We start from the raw sequence: 23,375 nt of genomic DNA on the forward strand, positions 1-23,375 counted from the left end.
GGACTCGGACATGGAAACGGGCATGGAAGCGGAGATGGAAGCGGTCGGCCTGACGGAGAGCAACGACCCTCATGTGCTGTCACCGGCGGCGGGCGGGGAGTTACTGCGAGGCGCTCCCTGGTCGCGGCTGGTGATCGTCGGTGACAGCGTCGCCCAGGGCATCAGCGAGCCGCGCCCCGGCTACCGCTCCGAGCCCTGGTCGACCCTGGTGGTCGAGGCGCTCCGAGAGGTGCGGCCGGATCTGGCACACCTCAATCTGGGACAGCGCGACCTGCTGACCGCGCAGGTGCGGGAGAACCAGCTGCAGCCCGCGCTGGACTTCAAGCCGGACCTGGTGATCGCGCTGTGCGGGGGCAACGACGGCTTGCGCAAGGTCTTCGACCCGCAGGCCGCCGAGCGCGAACTCGAAGCCCTGTTCGCACCGTTGCGCGAGGCCGGCGGCACGCTGGTCACCTCCGGCTTCTTCGACATCATCGGCAACCCGCACTTCGACGCGCGGTACCGGGACCTGGCCCGTGAGCGTCTCGCCGCCCTGTCGCGGCTCACGCGGTCCGTGGCGGAGCGCCTGGACGCGGTCTACGTCGACATGCAGACCCATCCGACGGGGCGCGAGGAGTCGGTGTGGAGCTCCGACGGCATCCATCTCAACGCCCGCGGCCAGGCCGTCCTCGGCACCGAGATCATCCGCGCCCTCGCGGCGCGGCTGGCAGAGCGTGACATGTAGCCGATCGCCGATCCCCCCAGGGAGGGCCGCTCCGTGAGTTCGTACGAGCTGTACACCGCCCCCGTCTCCACCGACACCTGGAACGTACCGATGGCCGGGGCGGCCCGTCTCTCCTGGGAGTACGACGGCGGGCGGGACCGGCTGCTCACCTTGTACCAGAAGGGCAAGGACAAGCAGTGGGACGCGCAGAAGCGCATCGACTGGGACCAGGAGATCGATCCTCTCAACGTCGCCGGGCTGCCCCCGGAGTTCACGCTGCTCTTCGGGTCCGACCTCTGGAACCGGATGTCCCGTGAGGCCCGCGACGAGGTCGACCGTCACCATGGCTCCTGGCTGTTCAGCCAGTTCCTGCACGGTGAGCAGGGAGCACTGACCGTCTCCGCCAGGATCGTGGAGTCGGTGCCGGACCAGGACTCCAAGTTCTACGCCGCGACCCAGGTGATGGACGAGGCGCGGCACATGGAGCTCTTCGGGCGCTTCGTGCACGAGAAGATCGCCATGAGTTATCCGATCAACCAGGACCTGGCCCGGCTGCTGGCCGACTCCCTGGGGGACAGCCGTTGGGACCTCCCCTACCTCGGGATGCAGGTGCTGATCGAGGGGCTGGCGCTGGCCGCCTTCGGGCTCTACCGGGACGTGGCCACCGCGCCGCTCGTCAAGCAGCTCCTCGCCTATGTGATGCAGGACGAGGCCAGGCACGTGGCGTTCGGCCGACTCGTGCTCAAGGACTACTACGCCGAACTGAGCAGCAGGGAGCGCGCCGAGCGCGAGGAGTTCGTGATCGAGGGTTCCCGTCTGATGCGCGACAGGTTCACCGGACGGGAGATCTTCGAGACGCTCGACCTGCCGCTCGACGAGTGCATGGAGCACGTGGCCACGTCGGAACTGGTCACCCTCTACCGGTCGTTGCTCTTCGGCCGCATCGTCCCCATCATCCGCGACATCGGGCTGTGGAGCGACAAGGTGAAGTCCGCCTACGCGGACCTTGGCGTGCTGGATCACGCCAAGGCCGACCTGATCGCCCTGATGCGGCAGGACGAGAACATCGCCGAGCGCTACGACGAGGAGCGTGCCACCACCGAACTGCGCCGCCGACAGGCGGAGGTGGACGCGGCCGTACGGCTCGGTTCGGAGTAGGCGCCCCGATCAGGTGCGAGTACGGGGCGTACCGACCGTACCTACGGTGTACGTACGGTGCCCTGCGTCATCGCCTCGCCCGGGCAGTGGTGACGGCGCTGTCGACCACGCCGTAGTCGGCCGCGTCGGTCAGCGCGTCGTAGGTGCCCGCGCCCAGCAACTCGGCCGCCGCGCGCTGGACGACGCCGTAGGCGGCCTGAGCGGGCCCGGCGCCCACGCTCACGCGGCGGACACCGACCGCCTCGAACGCGCTCACCGGCGGTGCGCCCGGCCCCGCCATGACGTTGACCGGCAGAGGGCTGCGGCGGACCAGGTCGGCCACCATGTCCAGGTCCACCAGGCCCGGCACGAACAGGCTGTCGGCGCCCACGTCGGCGTACGCCTTCCCTCGGGACAGCACCTCCTCCAGCTGCTCTCCGGGGGCACCCGTGCCGAAGAGGAACACGTCCGTGCGCGCGTTGATCCACAGGCCGGGCAGCCCCGCCTCCTCGGCGGCGCGCCGAGCCGCGCGCAGTCGTGCCGCCTGGGCGGGCACGTCGTGCAGCGGGCCGCCCGGCGCGAGCGAGTCCTCCAGGTTGACTCCGACCGCGCCGGCCGCGATCACCTCGCGGACGGTGGCCGCGACGTCTTCGGTGCCGGGCCCGTATCCGGCCTCGATGTCGGCGGTCACCGGCACCTCGACCACGTCGACGATCCGCCCCACCGCCGCGACCATCTCCTCCCGCGTCAGGCCGTGTCCGTCGGGCCGTCCCACCGACCAGGCGACACCCGCGCTGCTCGTCGCGATCACGCGGGCACCCGCCTGGGCGATGAGCGCCGCGCTCGCGGCGTCCCAGGCGTTGGGCAGCACCAGCGCGCGCCCGTCGGAAGGCGCGTGCAGTGCGCGCAGAGTGTCGGCCAGGGCTTGCTGGGTGGTGTTCATCGTCGATCCGTTCGGTAGGTGTCGGTAAGGGGTGAGTGACACGGGGGGCACGGGGGGTGGCAGGGGTCGGTACGGTTCGGTGCCGGACGGCTCGGTCCCGCCGCCACGGTGAGGAACCGGCGCCTCGGCCGAGTGGGCCGTCATGCCTTCATGTCGTTATGCCTACATGTCGTTATGACGTCATGCCCGTCATGCCCGTCATGCATCAGTTCTAGACGATCACCGGCCTGTGACGCTGGCCGTATTCCGACACGACCGGACCACCGTGTGACACGACCGGCGGTCGGCGGCCGGGTCGATCGACCCAGGTTGCCGTGGCCGGCCGACAGGCCCTCGCAGGTGAGTACGAGGACCCGTCGGTCGACTCCAGGCCCTCCCCCCGGCGAAATCCACATACACCGGCGTATCAGCAGGGCGCCGCCGAGGGCGAGAGTGTCGTGGCCGCCTCGGTCACGTGGAGCCGGACCCGGTGGCCGTACGAGCGTGCGATGACGTCCTGTGGTCTCCGTCCGATGCCGGGTCAGCCGGTCCTGGCAGCGCGCCGAGTCCGGCTCCCGGGACCGGGTGGTCGAGGGGCGACTCGGTGCTCTCGCCGAGGAAGCCGCCCGACTGGTGCTGCCAGAGTTTGGCGTAGGCGCCGTTCGCCGTGAGCAGTTCCTCGTGGCTGCCCTCCTCGACGACGCTGCCACGGTCGAGGACGACGAGACGGTCCATGCCGGCGACGGTGCTCAGACGGTGGGCGACCACGAGGGCCGTACGTCCGTCCATCAACCGCCACAGGGCGTCCTGGACGAGGAGCTCGCTCTCCGAGTCCAGCGCGCTGGTCGCCTCGTCGAGCAGCAGGATCGGGGCGTCGCGCAGGATGGCCCTGGCGAGGGCGACGCGCTGGCGCTGGCCGCCCGAGAGTTTCACGCCCCGCTCCCCCACCAGGGTGCCGAAGCCGTCGGGGAGTTGGTCGGCGAACTCCGTGACGTGCGCGGCCGCGGCCGCGGCGTGGATCTCCTTGTCGGTGGCGCCGGGCCGGGCGAAGGCGATGTTGTCCCGCAGGCTGCGGTGGAACATGGCGGGTTCCTGCGGGACGTAGGCGATGAGTGAGCGCAGGTCGGTCTGGCGCAGTCGGCTGATGTCCTGCCCGCCGATCAGGATGCGTCCGTCGTCGATGTCCGACATCCGCAACAGGAGCCGGGTGAGGGTGGTCTTGCCGCCGCCGGACCTGCCGACCAGACCGATCCGTGCGCCTGCGGGCACATCCAGGTCGAGTTCCTTGAAGATCGGCTTCGCGCCCGCGTGAGCGAAGGTCACCGTCTCGAAACGGATGCCGGTGTGCCGTTGTGCGAGGGGGTCGGGTTCCGTCGGGTCGAGCACGGTGGGCGGGTCCAGCAGCAGCTCGGTGAACTGCGCGGCCTCGGTCATCGAGCTTTCCAGGCGCCGGTAGATCTGGTTGAACTCGAACATGATCTGGGTCGCGTTGGAGTAGTAGGTGAAGGCGACGACGATCTCCTCCACCCCCTGGCCCGAGCCGCCGAAGGCGACGGCGACCAGCAGGCCCAGGACGTTGGTCAGTACGGACATGGGGGCGATCAGGGTGTCGACGCGCAGATTGCCGTAGTCCCACGACCTCAGCGTCAGGCGCCGGGAGTCCGCGACACGGCTGCGGTGTTCGTCGGCCTCCCGCTCCTCGGCCGCGAACGCGCGGATGGTCTCCATGTTCATGAGGCTGTCGGCGACGTGGCCGGAGACCCGGGCGATCGCCGCCTCACGCTCGTTGACGAGCCGCTGCCGGCGACGGATCAGAGGTGTCGCGGCCACGACGGTCAGCGCGATCATCACCAACAGGCCGGCGACGAGCTTCGGTTCGTAGCTCCACAGCACCACGGCGCCGAAGACCAGGGGGACGAGACTGCCCACGATCCGGTACGTCACCGTGTCGACGAAGTCCTCGAAGCGCTTGCCGAAGCTCAGCACCCGCTTGGTCAGGGACCCGGCGAAGTTGTCGTGGAAGAACGCCGCGTCCTTGGCGAGGAGTTCGTCCATACCGCTCACATACAGGTGTTCCATGCCGAGGGCGTCCACGCGGTTCAGGCAGTGCTGTCCGACCCGCCACACAACCTCGGCGAGCAGCAGTGTCACGCCGAAGGCCACCACGTACGGCAGCGCCGAGGTGAGGGTGAGACCACCGTCGCCGGCGGCCTGTCCTGCCAGTTTGGCGATCAGGAGGGGGGCGACGTAGCGGATGCCGATGTTGCCCACGGCCGGCAGCAGCAGGGCGGGCAGGGCCAGCCGTCGAAGTCGTAGTAGTTCCCTGCCGTAGAGGCGCAGTGCCAGAACGACCGCGCTCCTGCCCGGCGTCGATCCTCGGGTATCTGTTGTCCCCATCACACTCCCGGTGGTTCGGAAGTCGGAAGTGTCCCGTCCGGGGAGGTTCTCAGTCCAGGCATTTAACGCGGAATGGCGAGAATCGGACACCGTTGTGTCCAACGGGCGCAGCGGACTTGTCCAGCGGTGAGGCCCCGGTGACGGGAGTAGCCATCGCCGCAGTTCAGAGGCCGGTGCACGGCGGCTCGGATCGTGGACGCCTACGTCCGCGCCCTACCGGGCGGTCCCGCCCCGGCAATGCCACTGACGAATGATCAAAAGATCCGACGGCGGATGCACGCCACTCGCCGGAATCGCGTCCTCCCGGGTGATGACCAGATTCCGATCCTGGTCCTGGTCCCGACCCCCATCACCCCAGAGGACATTCATGCCGCCCAACCCGTCCCGAGGCGCGCGCCACACCGTCTCCGGTCTCGCCGCCGCCCTGCTGGCCCTGGCCGTCCCCATGGCGGCGGCCCAACCCGCGTCCGCCGCCGGCCCCGGGCAGGTCAGTACGGTCACCTACACGGCGGCGGAGCGGACCGCCGCCCTCTCCCACTGGACGCCCGCACGCATGAAGCAGGTCGGCCGCGGCGTCGACCTGGGCGCGACCGGGCCGCTCAGCAAGCCCTGGACCGGCAAGGCCGTCCCCAGCATCGGCCGGCTCTTCTTCGTCGACTCCAGGGGGCAGGACACCTGGTGCACGGCCAGCGCCGTGACCAGCGGAAACCGTTCAGTGATCATGACGGCCGCCCACTGCGCGCGCCTCGGCTCCTCACCCGTCAACACCTACAGCGACATCGTCTTCGTCCCCGGCTACGCCAAGGGCAAGGCGCCGTACGGCCGTTATGCCGTCAAGTCGACCATGACACCGCGCTCCTGGGCCGAGGACACCGTCAATGACGTAGCGGCGATGGTCGTCGCCACCCCGGCGAAGGGCAAGCGGCTCACCGACGCGGTGGGGGCGCAGAAGATCGCCTTCGGCCGTCCGACCGGTAAGCGTGTCACCGCCTTCGGTTACCCGGGCACCACTCCCCAGCGGGGTGAGCGACTGCTGTACTGCGCCGGCACCACCCAGCGCGCCCCCGAGGGCGAACAGCGCGTCCCGTGCGACCTCGGCGGCGGCGCGAGCGGCGGCCCCTGGCTCGCCGACTTCGACTCCACGACCGGCAAGGGCACCGTGGTCTCGGTCAACAGCCACGGCGCGGGTGACGGCGGCAGCCCGATGTACGGGCCGATGTTCGCCAAGACCGCACGAGCCGTGTACGACGCCGCCCAACGCGGCTGAGCGTGCCAGGGCTCCGCGCCGCCGTCCAGTAGTGCTTTTGCTGCTCGTTGATCACTTCGGCTAGGTTCCCGAGGACTCCTCTGAGCCGCATGTCCTCTCTGCATGTCCTTACGTAAGGGTTCCTCGATGCGTACGAAGCAGGCTGTCGCGGTCGCCGCCGCCCTCCTGGCTCTCACGGCCACTTCCTGCTCCGACGACGGCGGTCCGTCTGAAAGTCAGAGCGGTCAGGCGTCCACGGGCAGGAACGGAGGGCAGGAAGGAAGCGGTGCGGACGGTGAAGGCGCCGGCGGAGCGGGCGGTGGCGTGGAAGCCACGCTGGCCAAGGTCGCCGACGCGGACGAACTGATACGGCTGATCAGCAACGTGACGACATGCGAGTCCGGGTCGACCGAGCCGGAGGACACTGTTTTCAGCGACATCGACGGCGCCTCACCGGACAGCGCGGTGGCTCAGATGGCGAAGACGAACACCGCGTGGGGCATCGAGGAACGCGCGACCTGCGACGGAGTCGACGGCAGCAGCAACGGTCACGTGTTGTTGGTCGTCAGCGACATGGCCCGGTTCGAGGCCGAGTTCAAGGCGCGCCAGGAGGCCGATCTCGCCGCGGGCGAGGGGGACACCCAAACGCGCTGGTTCGTCGGCCAGAACTTCGCCGCGCGTATCTACGCCTCCGACAGCGACGAGCGGGACATGCTGTCCCTCGGCACGCTCGGCCTGAACTGTGCGCCCGGCTACGCGGCTCCGCCGAACTCCACGACCCAGGACGCCCTCGTCGACGGCTGCGTCCTGACCGACTTCGTCGACGCCTGACAGACGGGCCGGGACCGGCGAGGGGCAACCAGGCACGGGCCGGACAGGAGGATCTGACGGCCCGTCACCTCGCCCCGTCGTCGGCCCGGTCCGCATCACGGACGGCCGGCGACATCTCGTTGGACCGTTACATGACATTGTCGTAGCTTCCTCACATGAATCTCTCCGCCGTCGTCAGGGCTCTGCTGCTGCCTCTGATCGCTGGCGCCGCGCTGGTAACCCCAGCACCCGCGACAGCAGCTCCCGTCATCACCGCTCAGCCGCCGCAACTGCCCAGCCAGTCAACCCTGTTCACGTCGAACACGACCATCAGCGGCCGGACGTACACATGTTTCCGGGTCCCCTCGGTGGTCAGCACCGGCAACGGGACGCTGCTCGCCTTCGCCGAAGCCCGGATGGGCGGCGCGTGCGAGGACACCAAAGAGATGGACATCGTGAGCCGGGCGTCGACGGACGGCGGCGCCACCTGGACCGCACCGAAGATCATCGCCCGCGGTCTGTCCAGCGACCCCGGCAATCCGGGCGTGCCCGCCATCAACGCCCAGCCCACACCGATCGTCGACGCCACGTACAAGGACCCGGACACGGGTACCGTCGAGGGCCAGGTGGTGCTGCTCTACAGCGTGCGGCTGCTGACCAACGGGGGCGTCAACGGCTCGGACGGCCAGCCGAACCGTATCCAGACGTTCGTCATGTACAGCCATGACGACGGCAGGACCTGGGTCGACCGGACGGACATCACCAGCCAGGTGAACCCCAGGCAGGCCAACCAGCCCGCCACCGAGCAGCAGGGCGTCCGCTTCCTCCAGCCCGGCCCGGGCCACGGCATCCAGTTGCGTCCGGGAGGCGACCACGGGGGCCGCCTGTTGGCGCCCGCGTACCAGAACGGCCGCCCGGGAACCGACGGGTCGTGGGTGAACGACGGCCACCACGCCTCCGCCATCTACACCGACGACCACGGAACCACCTGGCAGCGCGGCAAGATCACCAGCAACGCCACGCCCCTGTACGCGGGCGAGGCCAGTATCGCGCAACTGGCCGACGGCAGCCTCTATATGACCTCCCGCAACAACAACGCCGCGACCGACGCCGACGCCACCGCGGGCACCAACCGCAACAAGGCCATCAGCACCGACGGCGGCGGGTCCTGGGGTACGGTCACCGCGGCCAACCTTCCCGGCGCGCGGGTCTTCGCCCCGGTGCTGGCCCTCAACAGCGTCCCGCGCGGTGACAGCTTCAACCAACTGGTGATCACCGAGCCCGTCTACCACGACCCCGCGAGTCCGAGACTGCAGGGCACCCTCAAGCTCCGCTCCTCCTTCGACGACGGCGCCACCTGGCAGACGCCCGCCCAGGGCCTGACCATCGCCAAGGCGGGCGCCGGCTACTCCGACCTCGCCCGGACCACGTCCGACGGTCTCGGGGTGATCTACGAGGCCGGGCCCGACCCGTGGCAGGACGCCGACAGCACGTACGACCACACCTCGGTCCGCTTCACCGTCGTCTCCGCCGGCCAGACCGTGCTCACCGGGCCGGTGACCGGCGCCCGTACCCCGGACACCGCCGGAGGCAACGCGGCCACCCTGCGCGGCCGGGCCCGGCTGACCGACGGCAAGTTCGGACGTGCGGTGACGCTGTCCCCGGACACCTCCGCCGGCTTCGTCGACGTCGCGCCGAGCCCCGCGTACGCGCAGCTCGGCGGGGACTTCACGGTCGCCGCCGACTTCAAGTACAACTCCACCACCGGGGTGCGGGGCATCCTCTGGGGCTTCGGCGTCGGCGCGGGGCTGCCGCAGCTGTGGGTCCGGGCGGAACCCGAGCAGAACCGGATCGTGGCCAACGCCACCACGGCGTCCGGCAGCAGGAACCTGGTCTCCACGTCGAGTTACAACGACAACGCCTGGCACCACGTGGCCCTGCAACGCGCGGGCCAGGAGCTGAGCCTGTGGATCGACGGCGCCAAGGTCAGCACCGGCACCGCGCCGAGCGGCGCGGTCTCCCCGGCCCGCCCCCAGCCGCTCCAGGTCGGCAACCGGCTGGACGGCGCGCAGCCGTTCTCGGGTTCGATCGACAGCGTGGTGCTCTACAACCGGGCGCTCAGCTCCCAGGAGATCTCCGCCGCGGCGACCTCCGACACGTACTCCGGCACCGGCAAACTGCTCCACCTGCCCTTCGAGACCGGTGAGGCCGACACCCGCTCCTGGGACGACATCGACGGCGACGGCCAGATGGACGTCCTCAACCGCACCAGCGACGGCAGGATCTGGTACTTCGCGGGCTTCGGTGACGCCACCACCGGCGAACGGCACCTGGAGAACCGCACCCTGATCGGCGGCACGTTCGGCTCGTCCTTCCACCCGGCCCGCGGCGACTTCAACAACGACGGTCTCGGCGACCTCATCGCCATCGACGACGAGGGCCGGCTGAACTTCTGGCTGGGACAGGGCGACGGCATCCTGTCCGCGCCCGCGGTCCTGATGTCCGGCACCTCGTTCAGCACCGTCAAGGCGGTCTCCGGCGGCGACTTCAACGCCGACGGCCTCACCGACATCGTCGGCCTCGGCTTCGACGGCAGCCTGTGGTGGTGGCCGGGGAACGGCGACCGTACCTTCGGCGCCCGCCAGAACCTGGTGCCCGGCACGGCCTTCTCCGGCTACTCCGGCGTCCCCACCGGTGACTTCGACGACGACGGCAGAACCGATGTCGCCGCCGTCGACTCGGGCGGCACCCTCTGGTGGTGGAAGGGCAACGGCAACGGCGGCCTGGGCGCCGCCCAGCAGCTGGCGTCCGGCACCTCCTTCGCCTCCTACAGCCGCTTCTTCACGGGCGACGTGAACTCCGACGGCCACACCGACTTCGCGGCCGTCAACTCCTCCGGAGCCGCCCGCTGGTGGCCCGGGGACGGCGCCGGCCACGTCTCCACCACCGCCAACACGCTCACCGTCCTCTCCCCCGTCGCCGGGACGACCCCGGCCCTCCTGAACGAAGGCGTCTACACCTTCTGACCTGCCCGTTCCCACGACACGACCTACTACGGCCCGTCTCACCCCCACGTCGGGGTGGGGCGGGCTTTCCGCGGCAGACGGCACGCTCAGTCGATCAGCGGTTCGTTGGCGACGTCAGCCGTGGCCCGTACGAACTCACGGACGCGTTCCGTGGTGTTCCCTTCCAGCCAGACCGGTCCCCGTTCGATCGGCTGCGCGTCGCGCAGAGGCACATAGGCGACATCGGGTCGAGGGTAGTAACGCCGGGAATGCTCTCCGACCGGCAGTACGCCTCTGCCCATCGCGACCAGCGTGAGCATCTCGGAGAACGACTCTCCGACCGGCCCCTTGGGAACCGGCCTGCCCAGCGGGGTGCGGTCCGGTGTGCGATCCCGCTTGAACTCCGCCGAGGTCACCTCCGGGTACTGCACCACGGGGTGTTCCGCGAGGACTTCGAGCGACACCGACTCCGCTTCGGCGAGCGGATGCCCGGCCGCGACGGCGAGCACTCGCTTCTCCGTCAGCAGTACCGGCCCACAGGCCATGCCGTCGAACGGGTACGAGGCGATGAGGACGTCCACCGAGCCGTCCAGCAGGCTCGCGCGGGAGTTGGACAGCTGAACCTCCCGGACATCGACCCTGCAATCGGAGTGGCGGTCGCCGAACAGCCGGACCGCCTTGAGTAGCGCCGGCGCCGTCGACTCGCCGAGAAAGGCGACCCGCAGTTCCCCCGTGACACCGCGACCTGCATCGGTGGCCCTTCGGAGTGCCTCCTCCATCCCTGCGACCAGGGGCACCAGGTCATCGGCCAACTGCCGCCCGATCGCCGTGATACGCACGCTTCTGCTGGTCCGCTCGAACAGCATGCCGCCGATCCGCCGTTCAAGCTTCCTGATGACTTGGCTGACCCGGCCGGTCGTGACGCGCAGGCGCTCGGCCGTACGACCGAAGTGCAGCTCCTCGGCAAGCGTCAGAAAGGTCTCGATCTCCGCCCGCTCCAGCATCGTCCCCCGTTCGTTGAATCAGGCTCAACGATCGTATTCCGATCCCGCCTTGATCGCGGACGTTCCCCAATGGATCGTAAAGAGCGCCCAGTTGGACTCCACACTCCACCATCGGAGGAACCCATGAACGCCTCGGACATGACCACGCGCACGACAGGGACCGACAAGCCCCTGCGGGAGCACGGCCACCCCACACCCCGCCTCGGCAACCAACCCAAGGCGCCCTCGCTGCGCGTGAAGGCATTCGACCATCTGGTCCTCAACGTCGAGGACGTCGAACGGTCCCTGGCCTTCTACACCGGCCTCCTCGGCCTGGAACCGGTACGCGTCGACGAATGGCGAGCCGGCAGGGCCCCCTTCCCCTCAGTGAGAATCACCCCCGAGTCCATCATCGACCTGGTCGGTCGCCCTCGGGGAGAGTCCAACGTCGACCACATCTGTCTCACGGTGGACCCCCTGGACTGGGACGAGTTCATCGCCTCGGAAACCTTCACCGTCCTCGAAGGCCCCGTCGACCGCTTCGGCGCACGGGGCACCGCCACGTCCGTCTACGTCCAGGACCCGGACGGCAACACCGTGGAACTGCGCTGGTACCCGCAGGACGCGACGACCTGACTGCTCAGGCGTGAGGGACAGGCAGAACTCATTGCCTTCGGGATCGGTCAGGACGACGTTGTCCGTGTTCCGGGCTTGAACGGTCGCGCCGAGAGGTGATCCCCAGGGAGCGCAGACGTACGAGTTCCGCGTCGTCGTAGCGTGCGATGGCGTAACCGTCCAGAGCCGCGGCCCAGAAACGGGCCGTGGCCGCGGGACAAAGGACGCTCTAGTGTCAGTCCCATGCACGTGGATCTGCCGTCGATAAGCCCCGAACATCCCCAGAACGCCGCGCTGCTGGACTTCCTACGGGCACAGGGCGCCCCGCCGACCGGACCGAATGACTACGCACTTGGCGAATGGCAGCTGCACACCCACCCCGATCTCCTGGACAGACTGGCCCAGTTGGCCCCGCACGCACCCCTCCACGCCGCCTACGGCGTCCCCGTCCTGGCCCACGAGGGCATCGCGGCCGCCGCCGCTCTGGGCACCGCAACCCTGCTGGTGCGCCTCCCCGCCGTACCCGCGGACCTCAAAGCCGATATCCCCATCCCTTCCCTGGCCGAGCACGGATGGCAGGCAGTCAATGCCTGGCAGAGCGAACTCCCTTCCGCCGAGGGAACCCGCAGGCTCTCCGACGCCGTCCAAGGAGCCCTCGCCAACGTCCGGGACCTCACCTCATAGAGCGCTGAGCAACGCTGAGTAGCGCTGAGGCTCGAACCAGGCCTGGCGTCGAGAAGCCTGTCGTCCCAGCGGGGACGGCACATGGCAAAGGCAAGGAGAACCGCCTCTCCTTGCCACTCTCAACGTATAGCGCACCGGGGGGCTTGCCGCAAGACCCGGGTCAGGGCGCAGAATCGTCGACCGATGCCACAACCTGCGGAAAGAGGGGCGCGACGTGCGTGTGCTGTTGTCGACGTACAGGGGACGCTGTGACGTCGAACCAGGGAAGAGGACGCGTTCGACGGCCCCGGAGGTATCGCGATGAGCGAGCAGTACGTGATCGAGCAGTACGTGCGCGACCTTCGAGAGGTCGACGAGACTCAGGTCGCGGTCGTCGGCGGCAAGGGCGCGCATCTGGGCGGGCTGTCGCTGATCGAGGGCATCCGCGTACCGGCCGGCTTCTGTGTGACGACGGACGCCTTCCGGCGGATCATCGCGGAAGCGCCGTCGATCGACGAGCAGCTCGATCAACTCGAGCGGCTGTCGCGTCTGAACCCGGACGACCGTGAGGCGATCCGGACCCTCAGCGCGCGGATCCGCCGGACCATCGAGGGGATCGCCATCCCGGGCGATCTCGCGGCGGCGATCACCGGCGCACTCGCCCGGTTCGGCGAGCAGGCCGCCTACGCCGTCCGGTCCAGCGCGACGGCGGAGGACCTGCCGACGGCCTCCTTCGCCGGCCAGCAGGACACGTATCTGAACGTCGTGGGGCCGGCGGCGATCCTCCAGCACGTCAGCCGGTGCTGGGCCTCGCTGTTCACCGAGCGGGCCGTGACCTACCGTCAGCGCAGCGGCATCGACCACCGTACGGTCCACATGGCCGTGGTCGTGCAGCGGATGGTCCTCCCGCAGGCGGCCGGCATCCTGTTCACGGCCGACCCCGTCACGGGCAACCGGAAGGTCGCCACCGTGGACGCCGGCTTCGGACTCGGCGAGGCCCTGGTCTCCGGGCTGGTGAACCCGGACGTCTTCAAGGTGCGGCACGGCGAGATCGTCGCCAAGTCGATCGCGGCCAAACAGCGTGCCGTTCAGGCCCTGCCGGACGGCGGGACGCGGGAGGTGGAGGTCGAATCGCAGCAGCAGGAACAGCCGGCACTGACGGATGATCAGGTCGTCCGGCTCGTCCAGCTCGGGCGGCGGATCGAAGCGCACTTCGGCCGCCCGCAGGACATCGAATGGTGCCTGGGCGACGACGGCTTCGAGATCGTGCAGAGCAGGCCGATCACGACGCTGTTCCCTGTCCCCGTCCCCGAGGCCGGTGACCAGGAGAACCACGTCTACGTCTCCGTCGGTCATGGGCAGATGATGACCGACCCCATGAAGCCCCTGGGGCTCTCCATGTGGCAGCTGACGGCCATGGTGCCGATGCACGAGGCCGGCGGGCGGCTGTTCGTCGACGTCACCCGGCGCCTGGCCTCGCCCGCGAGCCGCGACGGTCTCCTGGAGGCGTTGGGGAAGGGCGATCCGCTGATCAGGGACGCACTGGAGACCGTCCTCGACCGCGACGATTTCCTCCCGTCAATCCCCAAACTGCCCGACTCCGACACCGACACCGGCCGCGGTGGGCCGCCGGCAAGCGGTGCGCCCGCCCCGATCGAGACCGATCCGGCCCTCGTCACCGAGCTGATCGAGCGCAGTCGAGTGTCCATCGCCGCCCTGGAGCGCGATATCCGGACGAAGACCGGACCGGCGCTGTTCGACTTTCTGCTGGAGGCGTTCGAGGAGCACAAACGGGTTCTCGGTGATCCGCTGAGCCATCAGGCGATCATGGCGGGGATGGAGGCCACATGGTGGCTCAACGACCAACTGCAGGAGTGGCTGGGCGAGAAGAACGCCGCTGACACGCTCACGCTGTCCGCCCCCGACAACATCACGTCCGAGATGGGACTGGCACTGCTCGACGTCGCGGACGTGATCCGCGCGCGGCCGGAGGTGGTGGCGTTCCTGCGGGGCGTCGAGCCCATCGAGGACGAGGCCTTCCTGGACGAGCTGGCGAAGCTCGCGGGCGGGGCGGAGGCGCGCGACGCCATCGAGGACTACCTCGACCGGTACGGCATGCGCTGCGTCGGCGAGATCGACATCACGAGGCCGCGTTGGCGCGAGCACCCCACCACGCTCGTGCCCGTGATCCTCGACAACGTCAGGAACTTCGAGCCGGGCGCCGCCCAACGGCGCTTCGAGGAAGGGCGGCAGAAGGCGCGGGAGAAGGAACAGGACGTGCTGTCACGTCTGCGCGCCCTGCCGGACGGGGACCGGAAAGCCGAGGAGACCAAGCGGATGATCGACCGGGTCCGCACCTTCATCGGATACCGGGAGTATCCGAAGTACGGCATCATCAGCCGCTACTTCGTCTACAAGCAGGCCCTGTTGGCGGAGGCCGAGCGCCTCGTGCAGGCAGGTGTGCTTCCTGAGAGGGAGGACGTCTTCTACCTCACGTTCCAGGAACTCCACGACGTCGTGCGCTCGAACCAGGTGGACGACCAGCTCATCCGGCAGCGCAAGGACGCCTTCCGCTCGTACCACGCGCTCACCCCGCCCCGGGTGCTCACCTCGGACGGTGAGGCCGTCACCGGGAAGTACCGGCGTGACGACGTGCCGGCCGGTGCCCTGATCGGCGTACCGGTATCCGCCGGGACCGTCGAGGGCCGGGCCCGCGTCATCCTGGACATGGCTGACGCCGATCTCGAAGCGGGCGACATCCTGGTCACGCCCTTCACGGATCCCAGTTGGTCGCCGCTGTTCGTCGGAATCGCGGGTCTGGTGACGGAGGTGGGCGGCCTGATGACCCATGGCGCGGTGATCGCCCGGGAGTACGGCTTGCCGGCCGTCGTGGGCGTGGAGCAGGCCACCCGGCTGATCCGGGACGGGCAGCGGATCCGCGTGCACGGAACCGACGGGTACGTCGAGATCCTGCCCTGACACCGGGCCATGTCGCCTAGGGCAAACTCAGTTTCCTCGATGAAGCCGAGTCGAAGAGAGCCGCGTGGCGGGCGGCGAGGAGCGGGAGGAAGTCGGCGCTGCGGCCGCCGAGGTCGGCCACGTCGGCGTCGGAGCGGATGAACGCGATGCGGTCCAGTTCCGGGACGCGGTGCTGGGCGTCTTCCGCGGTGACGAGAGCGGCGTACTGCTCGGTGAGCGTGTCGGCCGAGCAGGGCGGCGTACGGAAGTGGAGGCCCACGTTGCCCTTGCCGCCGCGAGTCACCACCCAGAGGTCCAGGTCCCCGGGCGGGACGTCCCGGCCGACCTCCTCGACAAACTCCCGCGCGGCGTGCCGACGCACTCCCTCCAGGTCCAGGACCGTGCCCGCCGCGGGCGGCTCGACCGTCCCGCCGGGCAGCTGCCAGCGCCCGGGAGCCGCGGTGGACGGCGCCATGCGCCCGACCAACAGTCGGCCGTCGTCCGTGGGCTGCGCCACGGTCACGAACACCGACGGCGCCGGCACCGCGTGAACCGGGTCCAGCCGCAGGGCGTACCGACGGTAGGTAGCCCGGTACCAGGTCAGGAGCAGGGTCTCCGGGTCCTTCCGTTCCAGGCCCGCGCACACCACCGTCGGCCCGTCGAACAGCGACGGATTGGCCGCGACGGCCTCGTCCCATCTGTGTGTCATCGCCGCTGTCTGCTCGTCGGTCAGCCGGGGCGGGTCCGTCTCGGTCAGGAGCAGGCGGCGGACGCCGGGAAGCTCGACTACGGGACCCTGCGGTTGACCGGCCAACGAAACCTCCCACCCGGCCCGTTTCCCGGGCGCTTCCTTCGGCTGCCGCGACGGCGCCTTCCGCACCACCGTAGGGGACCCCCGTCACCGCGGACCAAAAGATGCTTCGGCTGCTGCCCGAATCAGCCGACGTACCGCTGCCGGTCAACCTGCGTCCACGCTCGGCCCTGTGAGGAAACGGCCGTGGGAGCGGCGGCCTCGGGAGGCCCGAAGCCGCCTCGCCGGGGTGGGGATACGCGCGGTTCGGGCTGTGCGGAGAGCCTGGTGCCCGTATCGCCCGTACCCTTCGTGGTGTCAATGGCGTCACGTACAGGGGCGCCGAACCACTGGAGGCAACACCCCGTGCTGATTGCTCAGCGTCCGTCCCTGACCGAAGAGGTCGTCGACGAGTTCCGTTCCCGGTTCGTGATCGAGCCGCTGGAGCCGGGCTTCGGTTACACCCTCGGCAACTCCCTGCGCCGTACGCTCCTCTCCTCGATCCCGGGTGCGGCGGTCACGTCCATCCGGATCGACGGTGTCCTGCACGAGTTCACCACCGTGCCGGGCGTCAAGGAGGACGTCACCGACCTGATCCTCAACATCAAGCAGCTGGTCGTGTCGTCCGAGCACGACGAGCCCGTTGTGATGTACCTGCGCAAGCAGGGTCCGGGGCAGGTCACCGCCGCCGACATCGCGCCCCCGGCCGGTGTCGAGGTCCACAACCCCGACCTGGTCCTGGCCACGCTCAACGGCAAGGGCAAGCTGGAGATGGAGCTGACGGTCGAGCGAGGCCGCGGCTATGTCTCCGCCGTGCAGAACAAGCAGGTGGGCCAGGAGATCGGCCGTATCCCGGTCGACTCGATCTACTCGCCGGTTCTCAAGGTCACGTACAAGGTCGAGGCGACCCGTGTCGAGCAGCGCACCGACTTCGACAAGCTGATCGTCGACGTCGAGACCAAGCAGGCCATGCGTCCGCGTGACGCCATGGCGTCGGCCGGTAAGACCCTGGTCGAGCTGTTCGGTCTCGCGCGTGAGCTGAACATCGACGCCGAGGGCATCGACATGGGCCCGTCCCCCACGGACGCCGCCCTCGCCGTGGACCTGGTCCTGCCGATCGAGGACCTCGACCTCACCGTCCGGTCGTACAACTGCCTCAAGCGTGAGGGCGTCCACTCCGTGGGTGAGCTGGTCGCGCGCTCCGAGGCGGACCTGCTCGACATTCGTAACTTCGGTGCGAAGTCGATCGACGAGGTCAAGGCGAAGCTCGCCGGTATGGGCCTGGGTCTCAAGGACTCCCCGCCCGGATTCGACCCGACCGCCGCCGTCGACGCCTTCGGCGCCGGCAACGACGTGGACTCGGGTTTCGTGGAGACCGAACAGTACTGAGCGCCGCGCTGCGCCGGTCATAGAGACATGTCGCGTACGGGGACAGGAGACCCGCACGCTGCTCTCTGCCCGCTGGGCGAACTCGGCCGGGTCCGCGCCCGTCGCCAGAACCTGACGAAGTCAGGCCGGCGACAATGTGGCGCGGCTCCGGCGCTTCACGCGGGCGCATGCTTCACACTTGCGCGCGCGTCACGCGGGCGTGCACTTCACGCGGGCGTGCGGCAGCTCTTTCGCTTTCGCACAGGTGAGCTGTTCGGCTCAGTCTTGCGTGGCCACCGCGTCGTCCGCAGCGTCCACACCGTCCGCATCCTGGAATCGGACCGCTGCGGACCGTCCGTCACCCGGCGCGAGGACTACGCTGTGGGGAGACGCCCCAGACCCCGGCGGCATGCTGTTGCCGAACACAGATGGCTGCGGGGTGCGGACTCCTCGTCCGTCACCCGGCGCACATCCCTGGAGGGAACCGGGTGGGTCCTCTGCTCTGCCGTACAGGCTGCCGGACCGGCCGTCGCTCTGCCTCCGCCGAATACCGCCCCTGCCGGGAGCGCGACCAGGGAGCCGGACCTCCGGCACCCGCGCGCCGCTGCCGGACGGCCTTCCGAACCGAGGCGTCATGCCCCTGCCGCAACTCACCGTCTACCGCCATGACCGAACGACACAGGCGCTGATCACCCTCGCCGGTGAGATCGACCTCGACTCCGCGCCATTGGTGCGCGTGTCCCTGGAGCGGTGTCTGGAGGACGGTATCCGCACCATCGACGTCGACCTCACCCCCGTCACCTTCTGCGACTGCAGCGGGCTCAACGCGTTCCTCCACGCGGCACGGCAGACCACCATGGCGAGCGGGACCCTGCGACTGCACCATCCGCCGACGACCTTGGCTCGGATCCTCGACATCGTCGGCTGCGATTTCCTGGTCCTCGGCCTTCCGTTCGACCACCCGCCGCCGCCTCCTCCTTCCGGTCCCGAAGACACCGCGGCCGCGGCAGGTCCGGTCCCGCCGCGCCCCTCTGTCCCGCAGGCGTCCGTTCTCTCGGGCGATGTGCGATGACAGCCGAACCCGGGCGGGGTCAGTCACGGAAGCCGGGGGACGGCGGCCCCTCCGCCATGGCTCCTATGCGGTTGCGCCGGCTGAACCGTTGGCTGGTGGAGGGCCTGCGTCAGGATCTGGTGGAGCTGTACGGGGCGTCCTGCCCGGCGGCGCCGGGTGATCCGTACCGCCGTCCCGGCCGCCAGAGCTTCTCGGACCGTCTCACCACGGACATGCGCCGACCGGGGTTCGCCCTGGTGATCGCCGAGACGGACGGCCTGACCGGATGCGCCTTCGGTTTCCCGGTATGCGACGACGGCTCCTGGTGGCTCGGCTTCGAGGGAACACTGCCGCGCGGCATCGGGCAACTCACCGTGTCCGGCGGCGTCTTCGCGTTCGCCGCCGTCATGATCCGGCCGCACGCGCAGGGCCGGAGGCTCGCCCGTCGACTGCAGGAGCGGCTGCTGGCCGACCACCAGGCGTCCCTCGGCGCCACCTTGGTGGACCGGGCCGATGGCCCGACTCTCGCCGCGCTCCGCTCCTGGGGGTGGCTGGACATCGGAGAGCTGCGCAGGCCGATGAGTCCCACCACGTTCCGCGCGCTGGTGTATCCCCGCGGGGAACGCGCCATGGCGCGGATGGAGGGCCTGGTCACGATGCCGGGAGACGGTGGCCCGGGTGGAGCCTGACAGGCGGTCGGACCGCATCCGGATGCTGGTGGCCGAGCAGGCGGTCCGACGAGGTGCCCGGGTCGGTGTCGTGGATGTGTGCACCGCTGCCGTGGCCGCGCTGCCGGTCGGCGGGGCCGGGCTGTCGGCGATGTCCCGCACCGCCGCGAGCCATCCGTTGTGCAGTACCGACGACATCAGCGAGCAGTTGGAAGAACTCCAGCTCACGCTGGGCGAGGGGCCATGTGTGGACGCCTTCGTCAGCGGCTCGGCCGTCCTGAGACCCGATCTGCTCACGGCTCGTCCTCAGGACCACTGGACGGTGTTCACCGATGCGGCCCTGCTGGCAGGAGCCCGCGCGGTGTTCTCGCTCCCCTTGCAGAAGGGCGCGATCAGCCCGGGAGTTCTGGACCTGTACGCCGACGTTCCGACCGTACTGGACGCGGAGGAACTGGCCGACGCGCTGGCGTTCGCCGATCTCGCGACACTGCTCCTGCTCGACACGAGGATCGACGAGACGGGCGCACCCGGCGACGGGCCGATGCCGGACCGCGGCTTCGAGGACCTCAGTACGTACCGGGCGGAGATCGACCAGGCCAGCGGGATGCTCACGGTCCAGCTCGGAGTCGGTGTCGAGGAAGCCTTCGTCCGGCTCCGCGCCCACGCCTATGCGCGGGGACGCCGGCTCGCCGACGTCGCCGCGGATGTGGTGGCCCGTCGGCTGCGTTTCTCACCGGACAACGAGCCGGAGCAGTCCGATGAACAGATCTGACGTATCGGTGCCGGCTGAGGAACGTGCCGCCCGCTGTCCTTCCCGCCCGTCCGGGCCGCGACTAGTGTCAATCGAGGGTGCCCACCATGGATCAACAGCTTCTGGCCAAGACCTTCGTCGAGTTGGCCGACAATCTCGTCGCCGACTTCGACCTCATCGATTTCCTGTGCCTACTGACCGATCGCTGCGTCGGCATTCTCGACGCGAGCGCCGCCGGGGTGCTGCTCGCCGACCGGGAGGGCAAACTCCGTGTCATGGCCGCCTCCGATGAACAGGTGCGCCTGCTGGAGCTGTTCCAGCTTCAGAACGACGAAGGCCCCTGCCTCGAATGCTTCCGCACCAACACACCGGTGATCATCCATGATCTGACCCGGGAGATCGACCGCTGGCCGCGCTTCGTCACGGCGGCGCACCGCAGCGGCTTCGGGGCGGTCCAGGCCCTGCCGATGCGTCTGCGGGACGAGACCGTGGGCGCCCTGAACCTGTTCCGCGCCGCCCCCGGCCCCTTCGACCCGACCGCCACACTGATCGCCCAGGCGCTGGCGGACGTCGCCACCATCAGCCTGCTGCAACAACGCACCGCCCAGCGCAGCACGGTGCTCAACGAGCAACTGCAGGCCGCGTTGAACAGCCGGGTGCTGATCGAACAGGCCAAGGGGAAGCTCGCCGAGCGGCAGGGCATCGACATGGAGCAGGCGTTCAAAGCGCTGCGCGGATACGCCCGCGCCCACAACCGGCGCCTGGCCGACGTGGCCCGCGCGCTGATCGACAGCTCCGAACCCCTCGCCGGTCTGGAGTCCTGACCCACACCCTTGTGGATGCCGTCACGGCGCCGTACCCGGGTCGTGGCTGTCGGCCATGACCTGCTCGCGCAGGCGGGCGCAGATGCGGGTGATCAGCCGGGAGACGTGCATCTGCGAGAGTCCGAGCTGCAGGGCGATGCGGTCCTGTGTCATCTCGCAGAAGAACCGCATGTAGAGAATGCGCCGTTCGCGTTCGGGCAGGGCCCGCAGCAGCGGGCGGAGCGCCTCGCGGTCGACGATCAGGTCGAAGCCGGGCTCCAGGACGCCGAGGGTGTCGGTCAGCGGAGGGCTGTCCGCGGAGCGGCCGGGCGCGGCGTCCAGGGACAGGGCGGCGAAGCTCTGCAGCGCCCCTTGGCCCAGTCGTACTTCCGCCTCGGTGAGGCCGGTGTGCGCCGCGATCTCGTGGACGGACGGCTCGTGGCCGCCCCGCGACGAGCTCTCATGGCCGGCGGAGCGGACCCGGCCGCGCAGTTCCTGTACACGCCGCGGCACATGCACGTCCCAGAGTTCGTCACGGAAGTGCCGCTTCACCTCGCCGAGGATCGTCGGTATGGCGAAGCTCGGGAAGACGGTGCCGAGAGCGGGATCGAACCGGGACACCGCCTTGACCAGGCCGAGTTGGGCGACCTGTTCGAGGTCCTCGAAGGTCTCGCCGCGATGGCGGAAGCGCCGGGCGAGCCGTACGGCCATCGGCATCCAGGCGCACACCACCTCCTGCCTCAGCGCGGTCCTCTCCGGGCCGTCCGCCAGGGTGGCCAGACGGCGGAAGGCGGCATCGGTGTCCGGTGCGTCGCCGTAGCGGCGTGCGTTACGTGGACTGAACGTGCGTGCGTACGGCATGGGCGTGTGCCCTTCTGATTCGAAGCACCTCGTACGGGTCCCCGGGCAGCCCGTCTTCAAGCAGGCGTGGCCTGTCTCCGGCGAAGTGCGACGGCGAGGCGGTGACCGGGCAGGCGGAACGGCCGGGGAGCCGCGCGGCCGGTGTCCGGGATCCCTGACCCGTCCACAGGTCGTCAGCGACGTGCCAGTTGCCGTTCTCCGGCCGCACCGGGCTTGTAAGCCAGTCCGTAGTGCCTGAAGATCGCTTCCTCCTGCTCGGCGGGCAGCACGTCGTCGGTGCCGATCGAAGGGGCCTGCCTCACCAGCGTTCTGACATAGCCGACCCTGAGATAGCCCGGCCCGGCGATCGCGTTCTCGATGGGGACGAAGACCAGACGGTGCCGGGTGGGCAGTCCGGTCCGTACCGTGGCCATGGCCGGCTCATCGGTGGTGGTGTCCACATAGACCGCCTCAAGGACACCGATCTTGCGCGACTCGGCGTCGACGACATCGCGGTTGCGCCATTCTCGGACATCGGCTGCGTGAATCATGGTCTCTCCCTATCTGCTACCTGGACGATGGTCTCGGCCGCAGATCCTTGCCGCTCATCGGGCCACTTCACGGGGGCACCCGCGGCGTTCACGGTCCAGCACCGCGAGGAGAACGAGGATCAGGACGAACACGGTGGGCCTCCCCGGGAGCAGGACGCTGCATCGATACCGGGGACTGGGGCCTCACCCCCAGCGTAGCCCTGCCCAAGGGTTGCGGACAGCGTGCGACGTCAGCGCGTGCTGCCCCTGCCCAGCTCCCGGAACTCCCTCGACCGACAGCACGACGCATCACTGGGCCTCCAGGATCGGCTGTTGAGTAACTAACCTCGGGCCATGAGGGAGACATCAGTCGCGCGCTTCTACGACGAACTGGCCGACGACTACCACCTGATCTACTCGGACTGGCACGCGAGCATCCGTCAGCAGGGGAACGCGCTGGACGCCCTGATCGGCCAGGATCGCGCCGCGGTGCTCGACTGTTCCTGCGGCATCGGCACGCAGGCCATCGGCCTGGCGCTGCGCGGGCACCGCGTCACCGGCACCGACCTCAGCCCGCGCGCCGTCGCCCGCGCTGCCCGTGAGGCCGCCGGCCGGAGTCTGGGGCTGCGCACGGCCGTTGCCGACATGCGGCGCCTCCCGTTCGCCGGTGGCCGGTTCGACGCCGTCGTCTGCGCCGACAACGCGCTGCCTCACCTGCTGACGGAGCGGGATGCGCACGCGGCCCTGGCCGAGATGCGCCGCGTCCTGCGTCCCGGTGGCGTGCTGCTGGTCAGCACACGCCCTTACGACGACCTGGTGCGCGACCACCCGACGTCGACACCACCCCAGGTCCACCGGATCTCCGACGGAGACGAACGGACCGTCACCTTCCAGCTCTGGCACTGGCACGACGACGGCGAGCACTACGACTTGGAGCACTTCCAGCTCCATCCGGCGGGCGCGGATTGGCGCGTCCAGGTCCGCCGGACCACCTACTGGGCACTCGGCCGGGACCGGCTGACCGGCCTCGCCGCCAAGGCCGGCTTCGTCGACCTCGGTTGGCGCATGCCGCAGGAGAGCGGCTTCTTCCAGCCACTGCTCGTGGCCCGCGCCGGGAAGTAGGTTCTCGGGCCGA

Annotated in this window: 20 protein-coding genes; 14 read left to right on the top strand and 6 right to left on the bottom strand. The window is 69.5% G+C overall.

Features of this window, described 5'->3' with window-relative positions:
- Positions 1-10 precede the first annotated feature (10 nt).
- Both ABT147_RS29430 and ABT147_RS29435 read left to right on the top strand, forming a co-directional pair.
- Positions 11-724 carry an SGNH/GDSL hydrolase family protein gene (locus tag ABT147_RS29430; protein ID WP_351411584.1) on the top strand — a complete coding sequence of 238 codons (714 nt, stop codon included), beginning with the start codon at positions 11-13 and terminating at the stop codon, positions 722-724.
- Positions 725-757: 33 nt separating this feature from the next.
- Entirely contained in the window at positions 758-1,861 is a 1,104-nt protein-coding gene (locus tag ABT147_RS29435) for a ferritin-like domain-containing protein (RefSeq protein ID WP_351411586.1), read from the top strand.
- Between the two features lie 67 nt (positions 1,862-1,928).
- Here the strand turns inward: ABT147_RS29435 and ABT147_RS29440 are convergent, their stop codons facing one another.
- Together ABT147_RS29440 and ABT147_RS29445 are read right to left on the bottom strand one after the other, a co-directional pair.
- Positions 1,929-2,783 (bottom strand): isocitrate lyase/PEP mutase family protein, encoded by an 855-nt coding sequence (locus ABT147_RS29440; protein ID WP_351411588.1) that lies wholly within the window; start codon positions 2,781-2,783, stop codon positions 1,929-1,931.
- A 450-nt stretch (positions 2,784-3,233) separates the two neighbouring features.
- Complete coding sequence (locus ABT147_RS29445) at positions 3,234-5,159, bottom strand: ABC transporter ATP-binding protein (RefSeq protein WP_351411590.1); 1,926 nt, start codon at positions 5,157-5,159, stop codon at positions 3,234-3,236.
- A gap of 367 nt (positions 5,160-5,526) precedes the next feature.
- Between ABT147_RS29445 and ABT147_RS29450 the strand changes: the two genes are divergently transcribed.
- The 3 genes from ABT147_RS29450 to ABT147_RS29460 all read left to right on the top strand — a co-directional run bounded on the left by ABT147_RS29450 (position 5,527) and on the right by ABT147_RS29460 (position 10,241).
- Positions 5,527-6,426, top strand: coding sequence for a trypsin-like serine peptidase (locus ABT147_RS29450; RefSeq protein ID WP_351411593.1), 900 nt, complete (start codon positions 5,527-5,529; stop codon positions 6,424-6,426).
- Between the two features lie 303 nt (positions 6,427-6,729).
- Positions 6,730-7,236, top strand: coding sequence for a hypothetical protein (locus ABT147_RS29455; RefSeq protein ID WP_351411595.1), 507 nt, complete (start codon positions 6,730-6,732; stop codon positions 7,234-7,236).
- Between the two features lie 155 nt (positions 7,237-7,391).
- Entirely contained in the window at positions 7,392-10,241 is a 2,850-nt protein-coding gene (locus ABT147_RS29460; protein ID WP_351411597.1) for an FG-GAP-like repeat-containing protein, read from the top strand.
- 86 nt (positions 10,242-10,327) lie between these two features.
- On the opposite strand, the gene ABT147_RS29465 is transcribed toward ABT147_RS29460, so the two are convergent.
- A complete protein-coding gene (locus tag ABT147_RS29465; protein WP_351411600.1) occupies positions 10,328-11,224 on the bottom strand; it encodes a LysR family transcriptional regulator in 897 nt (298 codons plus the stop codon).
- A gap of 228 nt (positions 11,225-11,452) precedes the next feature.
- On the opposite strand from ABT147_RS29465, the gene ABT147_RS29470 reads away from it, so the two are divergent.
- From ABT147_RS29470 to rph, 3 genes are all read left to right on the top strand, one after another.
- Positions 11,453-11,839, top strand: a complete 387-nt coding sequence (locus ABT147_RS29470) for a VOC family protein (RefSeq protein WP_351411742.1) — start codon at positions 11,453-11,455, stop codon at positions 11,837-11,839.
- Positions 11,840-12,061: 222 nt separating this feature from the next.
- Positions 12,062-12,502 (top strand): hypothetical protein, encoded by a 441-nt coding sequence (locus ABT147_RS29475; protein ID WP_351411602.1) that lies wholly within the window; start codon positions 12,062-12,064, stop codon positions 12,500-12,502.
- A 315-nt stretch (positions 12,503-12,817) separates the two neighbouring features.
- On the top strand, positions 12,818-15,460 hold the full coding sequence (gene rph, locus ABT147_RS29480) for a rifamycin-inactivating phosphotransferase (RefSeq protein ID WP_351411744.1): 2,643 nt from the start codon (positions 12,818-12,820) through the stop codon (positions 15,458-15,460).
- Between the two features lie 16 nt (positions 15,461-15,476).
- Here rph and ABT147_RS29485 read toward each other — a convergent pair whose 3' ends face one another.
- Positions 15,477-16,148: an NUDIX hydrolase gene (locus ABT147_RS29485; protein WP_351411604.1), complete on the bottom strand. Its 672-nt coding sequence runs from the start codon at positions 16,146-16,148 to the stop codon at positions 15,477-15,479.
- Positions 16,149-16,595: 447 nt separating this feature from the next.
- On the opposite strand from ABT147_RS29485, the gene ABT147_RS29490 reads away from it, so the two are divergent.
- The 5 genes from ABT147_RS29490 to ABT147_RS29510 all read left to right on the top strand — a co-directional run bounded on the left by ABT147_RS29490 (position 16,596) and on the right by ABT147_RS29510 (position 20,891).
- The gene (locus ABT147_RS29490; protein WP_351411606.1) at positions 16,596-17,618 is read left to right on the top strand and encodes a DNA-directed RNA polymerase subunit alpha; all 1,023 of its coding nucleotides are present in this window, start codon (positions 16,596-16,598) and stop codon (positions 17,616-17,618) included.
- 613 nt (positions 17,619-18,231) lie between these two features.
- The gene (locus tag ABT147_RS29495) at positions 18,232-18,669 is read left to right on the top strand and encodes an STAS domain-containing protein (protein WP_351411608.1); all 438 of its coding nucleotides are present in this window, start codon (positions 18,232-18,234) and stop codon (positions 18,667-18,669) included.
- Positions 18,670-18,764: 95 nt separating this feature from the next.
- The gene (locus ABT147_RS29500) at positions 18,765-19,337 is read left to right on the top strand and encodes a hypothetical protein (protein ID WP_351411611.1); all 573 of its coding nucleotides are present in this window, start codon (positions 18,765-18,767) and stop codon (positions 19,335-19,337) included.
- Positions 19,327-20,088 carry an ANTAR domain-containing protein gene (locus tag ABT147_RS29505; protein ID WP_351411613.1) on the top strand — a complete coding sequence of 254 codons (762 nt, stop codon included), beginning with the start codon at positions 19,327-19,329 and terminating at the stop codon, positions 20,086-20,088. Before ABT147_RS29500 ends, ABT147_RS29505 begins: the two co-directional genes overlap by 11 nt.
- Positions 20,089-20,174: 86 nt before the next feature.
- Positions 20,175-20,891: an ANTAR domain-containing protein gene (locus ABT147_RS29510; protein WP_351411615.1), complete on the top strand. Its 717-nt coding sequence runs from the start codon at positions 20,175-20,177 to the stop codon at positions 20,889-20,891.
- Positions 20,892-20,912: 21 nt separating this feature from the next.
- Here ABT147_RS29510 and ABT147_RS29515 read toward each other — a convergent pair whose 3' ends face one another.
- On the bottom strand, positions 20,913-21,731 hold the full coding sequence (locus ABT147_RS29515) for a SigB/SigF/SigG family RNA polymerase sigma factor (protein ID WP_351411617.1): 819 nt from the start codon (positions 21,729-21,731) through the stop codon (positions 20,913-20,915).
- 173 nt (positions 21,732-21,904) lie between these two features.
- Positions 21,905-22,261: a PRC-barrel domain-containing protein gene (locus ABT147_RS29520; protein ID WP_351411620.1), complete on the bottom strand. Its 357-nt coding sequence runs from the start codon at positions 22,259-22,261 to the stop codon at positions 21,905-21,907.
- Between the two features lie 333 nt (positions 22,262-22,594).
- Here ABT147_RS29520 and ABT147_RS29525 point away from each other — a divergent pair, with 333 nt between their 5' ends.
- Positions 22,595-23,362 (top strand): class I SAM-dependent methyltransferase, encoded by a 768-nt coding sequence (locus tag ABT147_RS29525; protein ID WP_351411622.1) that lies wholly within the window; start codon positions 22,595-22,597, stop codon positions 23,360-23,362.
- Positions 23,363-23,375: the final 13 nt, after the last annotated feature.

Origin of the sequence: Streptomyces sp. NPDC001868, from assembly GCF_040297125.1 — a bacterium.
Taxonomy (GTDB): Bacteria; Actinomycetota; Actinomycetes; order Streptomycetales; family Streptomycetaceae; genus Streptomyces.

Excerpts from the sequence above, each read along its gene's own strand:
- ABT147_RS29430 (WP_351411584.1), top strand. The coding sequence starts at position 11 with ATGGAAACGGGCATGGAAGCGGAGATGGAAGCGGTCGGCCTGACGGAG.
- ABT147_RS29440 (WP_351411588.1), bottom strand. The coding sequence starts at position 2,783 with ATGAACACCACCCAGCAAGCCCTGGCCGACACTCTGCGCGCACTGCAC.
- ABT147_RS29445 (WP_351411590.1), bottom strand. The coding sequence starts at position 5,159 with ATGGGGACAACAGATACCCGAGGATCGACGCCGGGCAGGAGCGCGGTC.
- ABT147_RS29450 (WP_351411593.1), top strand. The coding sequence starts at position 5,527 with ATGCCGCCCAACCCGTCCCGAGGCGCGCGCCACACCGTCTCCGGTCTC.
- ABT147_RS29460 (WP_351411597.1), top strand. The coding sequence starts at position 7,392 with ATGAATCTCTCCGCCGTCGTCAGGGCTCTGCTGCTGCCTCTGATCGCT.
- ABT147_RS29465 (WP_351411600.1), bottom strand. The coding sequence starts at position 11,224 with ATGCTGGAGCGGGCGGAGATCGAGACCTTTCTGACGCTTGCCGAGGAG.
- ABT147_RS29475 (WP_351411602.1), top strand. The coding sequence starts at position 12,062 with ATGCACGTGGATCTGCCGTCGATAAGCCCCGAACATCCCCAGAACGCC.
- ABT147_RS29485 (WP_351411604.1), bottom strand. The coding sequence starts at position 16,148 with ATGACACACAGATGGGACGAGGCCGTCGCGGCCAATCCGTCGCTGTTC.
- ABT147_RS29495 (WP_351411608.1), top strand. The coding sequence starts at position 18,232 with ATGCCCCTGCCGCAACTCACCGTCTACCGCCATGACCGAACGACACAG.
- ABT147_RS29510 (WP_351411615.1), top strand. The coding sequence starts at position 20,175 with ATGGATCAACAGCTTCTGGCCAAGACCTTCGTCGAGTTGGCCGACAAT.
- ABT147_RS29515 (WP_351411617.1), bottom strand. The coding sequence starts at position 21,731 with ATGCCGTACGCACGCACGTTCAGTCCACGTAACGCACGCCGCTACGGC.
- ABT147_RS29520 (WP_351411620.1), bottom strand. The coding sequence starts at position 22,261 with ATGATTCACGCAGCCGATGTCCGAGAATGGCGCAACCGCGATGTCGTC.
- ABT147_RS29525 (WP_351411622.1), top strand. The coding sequence starts at position 22,595 with ATGAGGGAGACATCAGTCGCGCGCTTCTACGACGAACTGGCCGACGAC.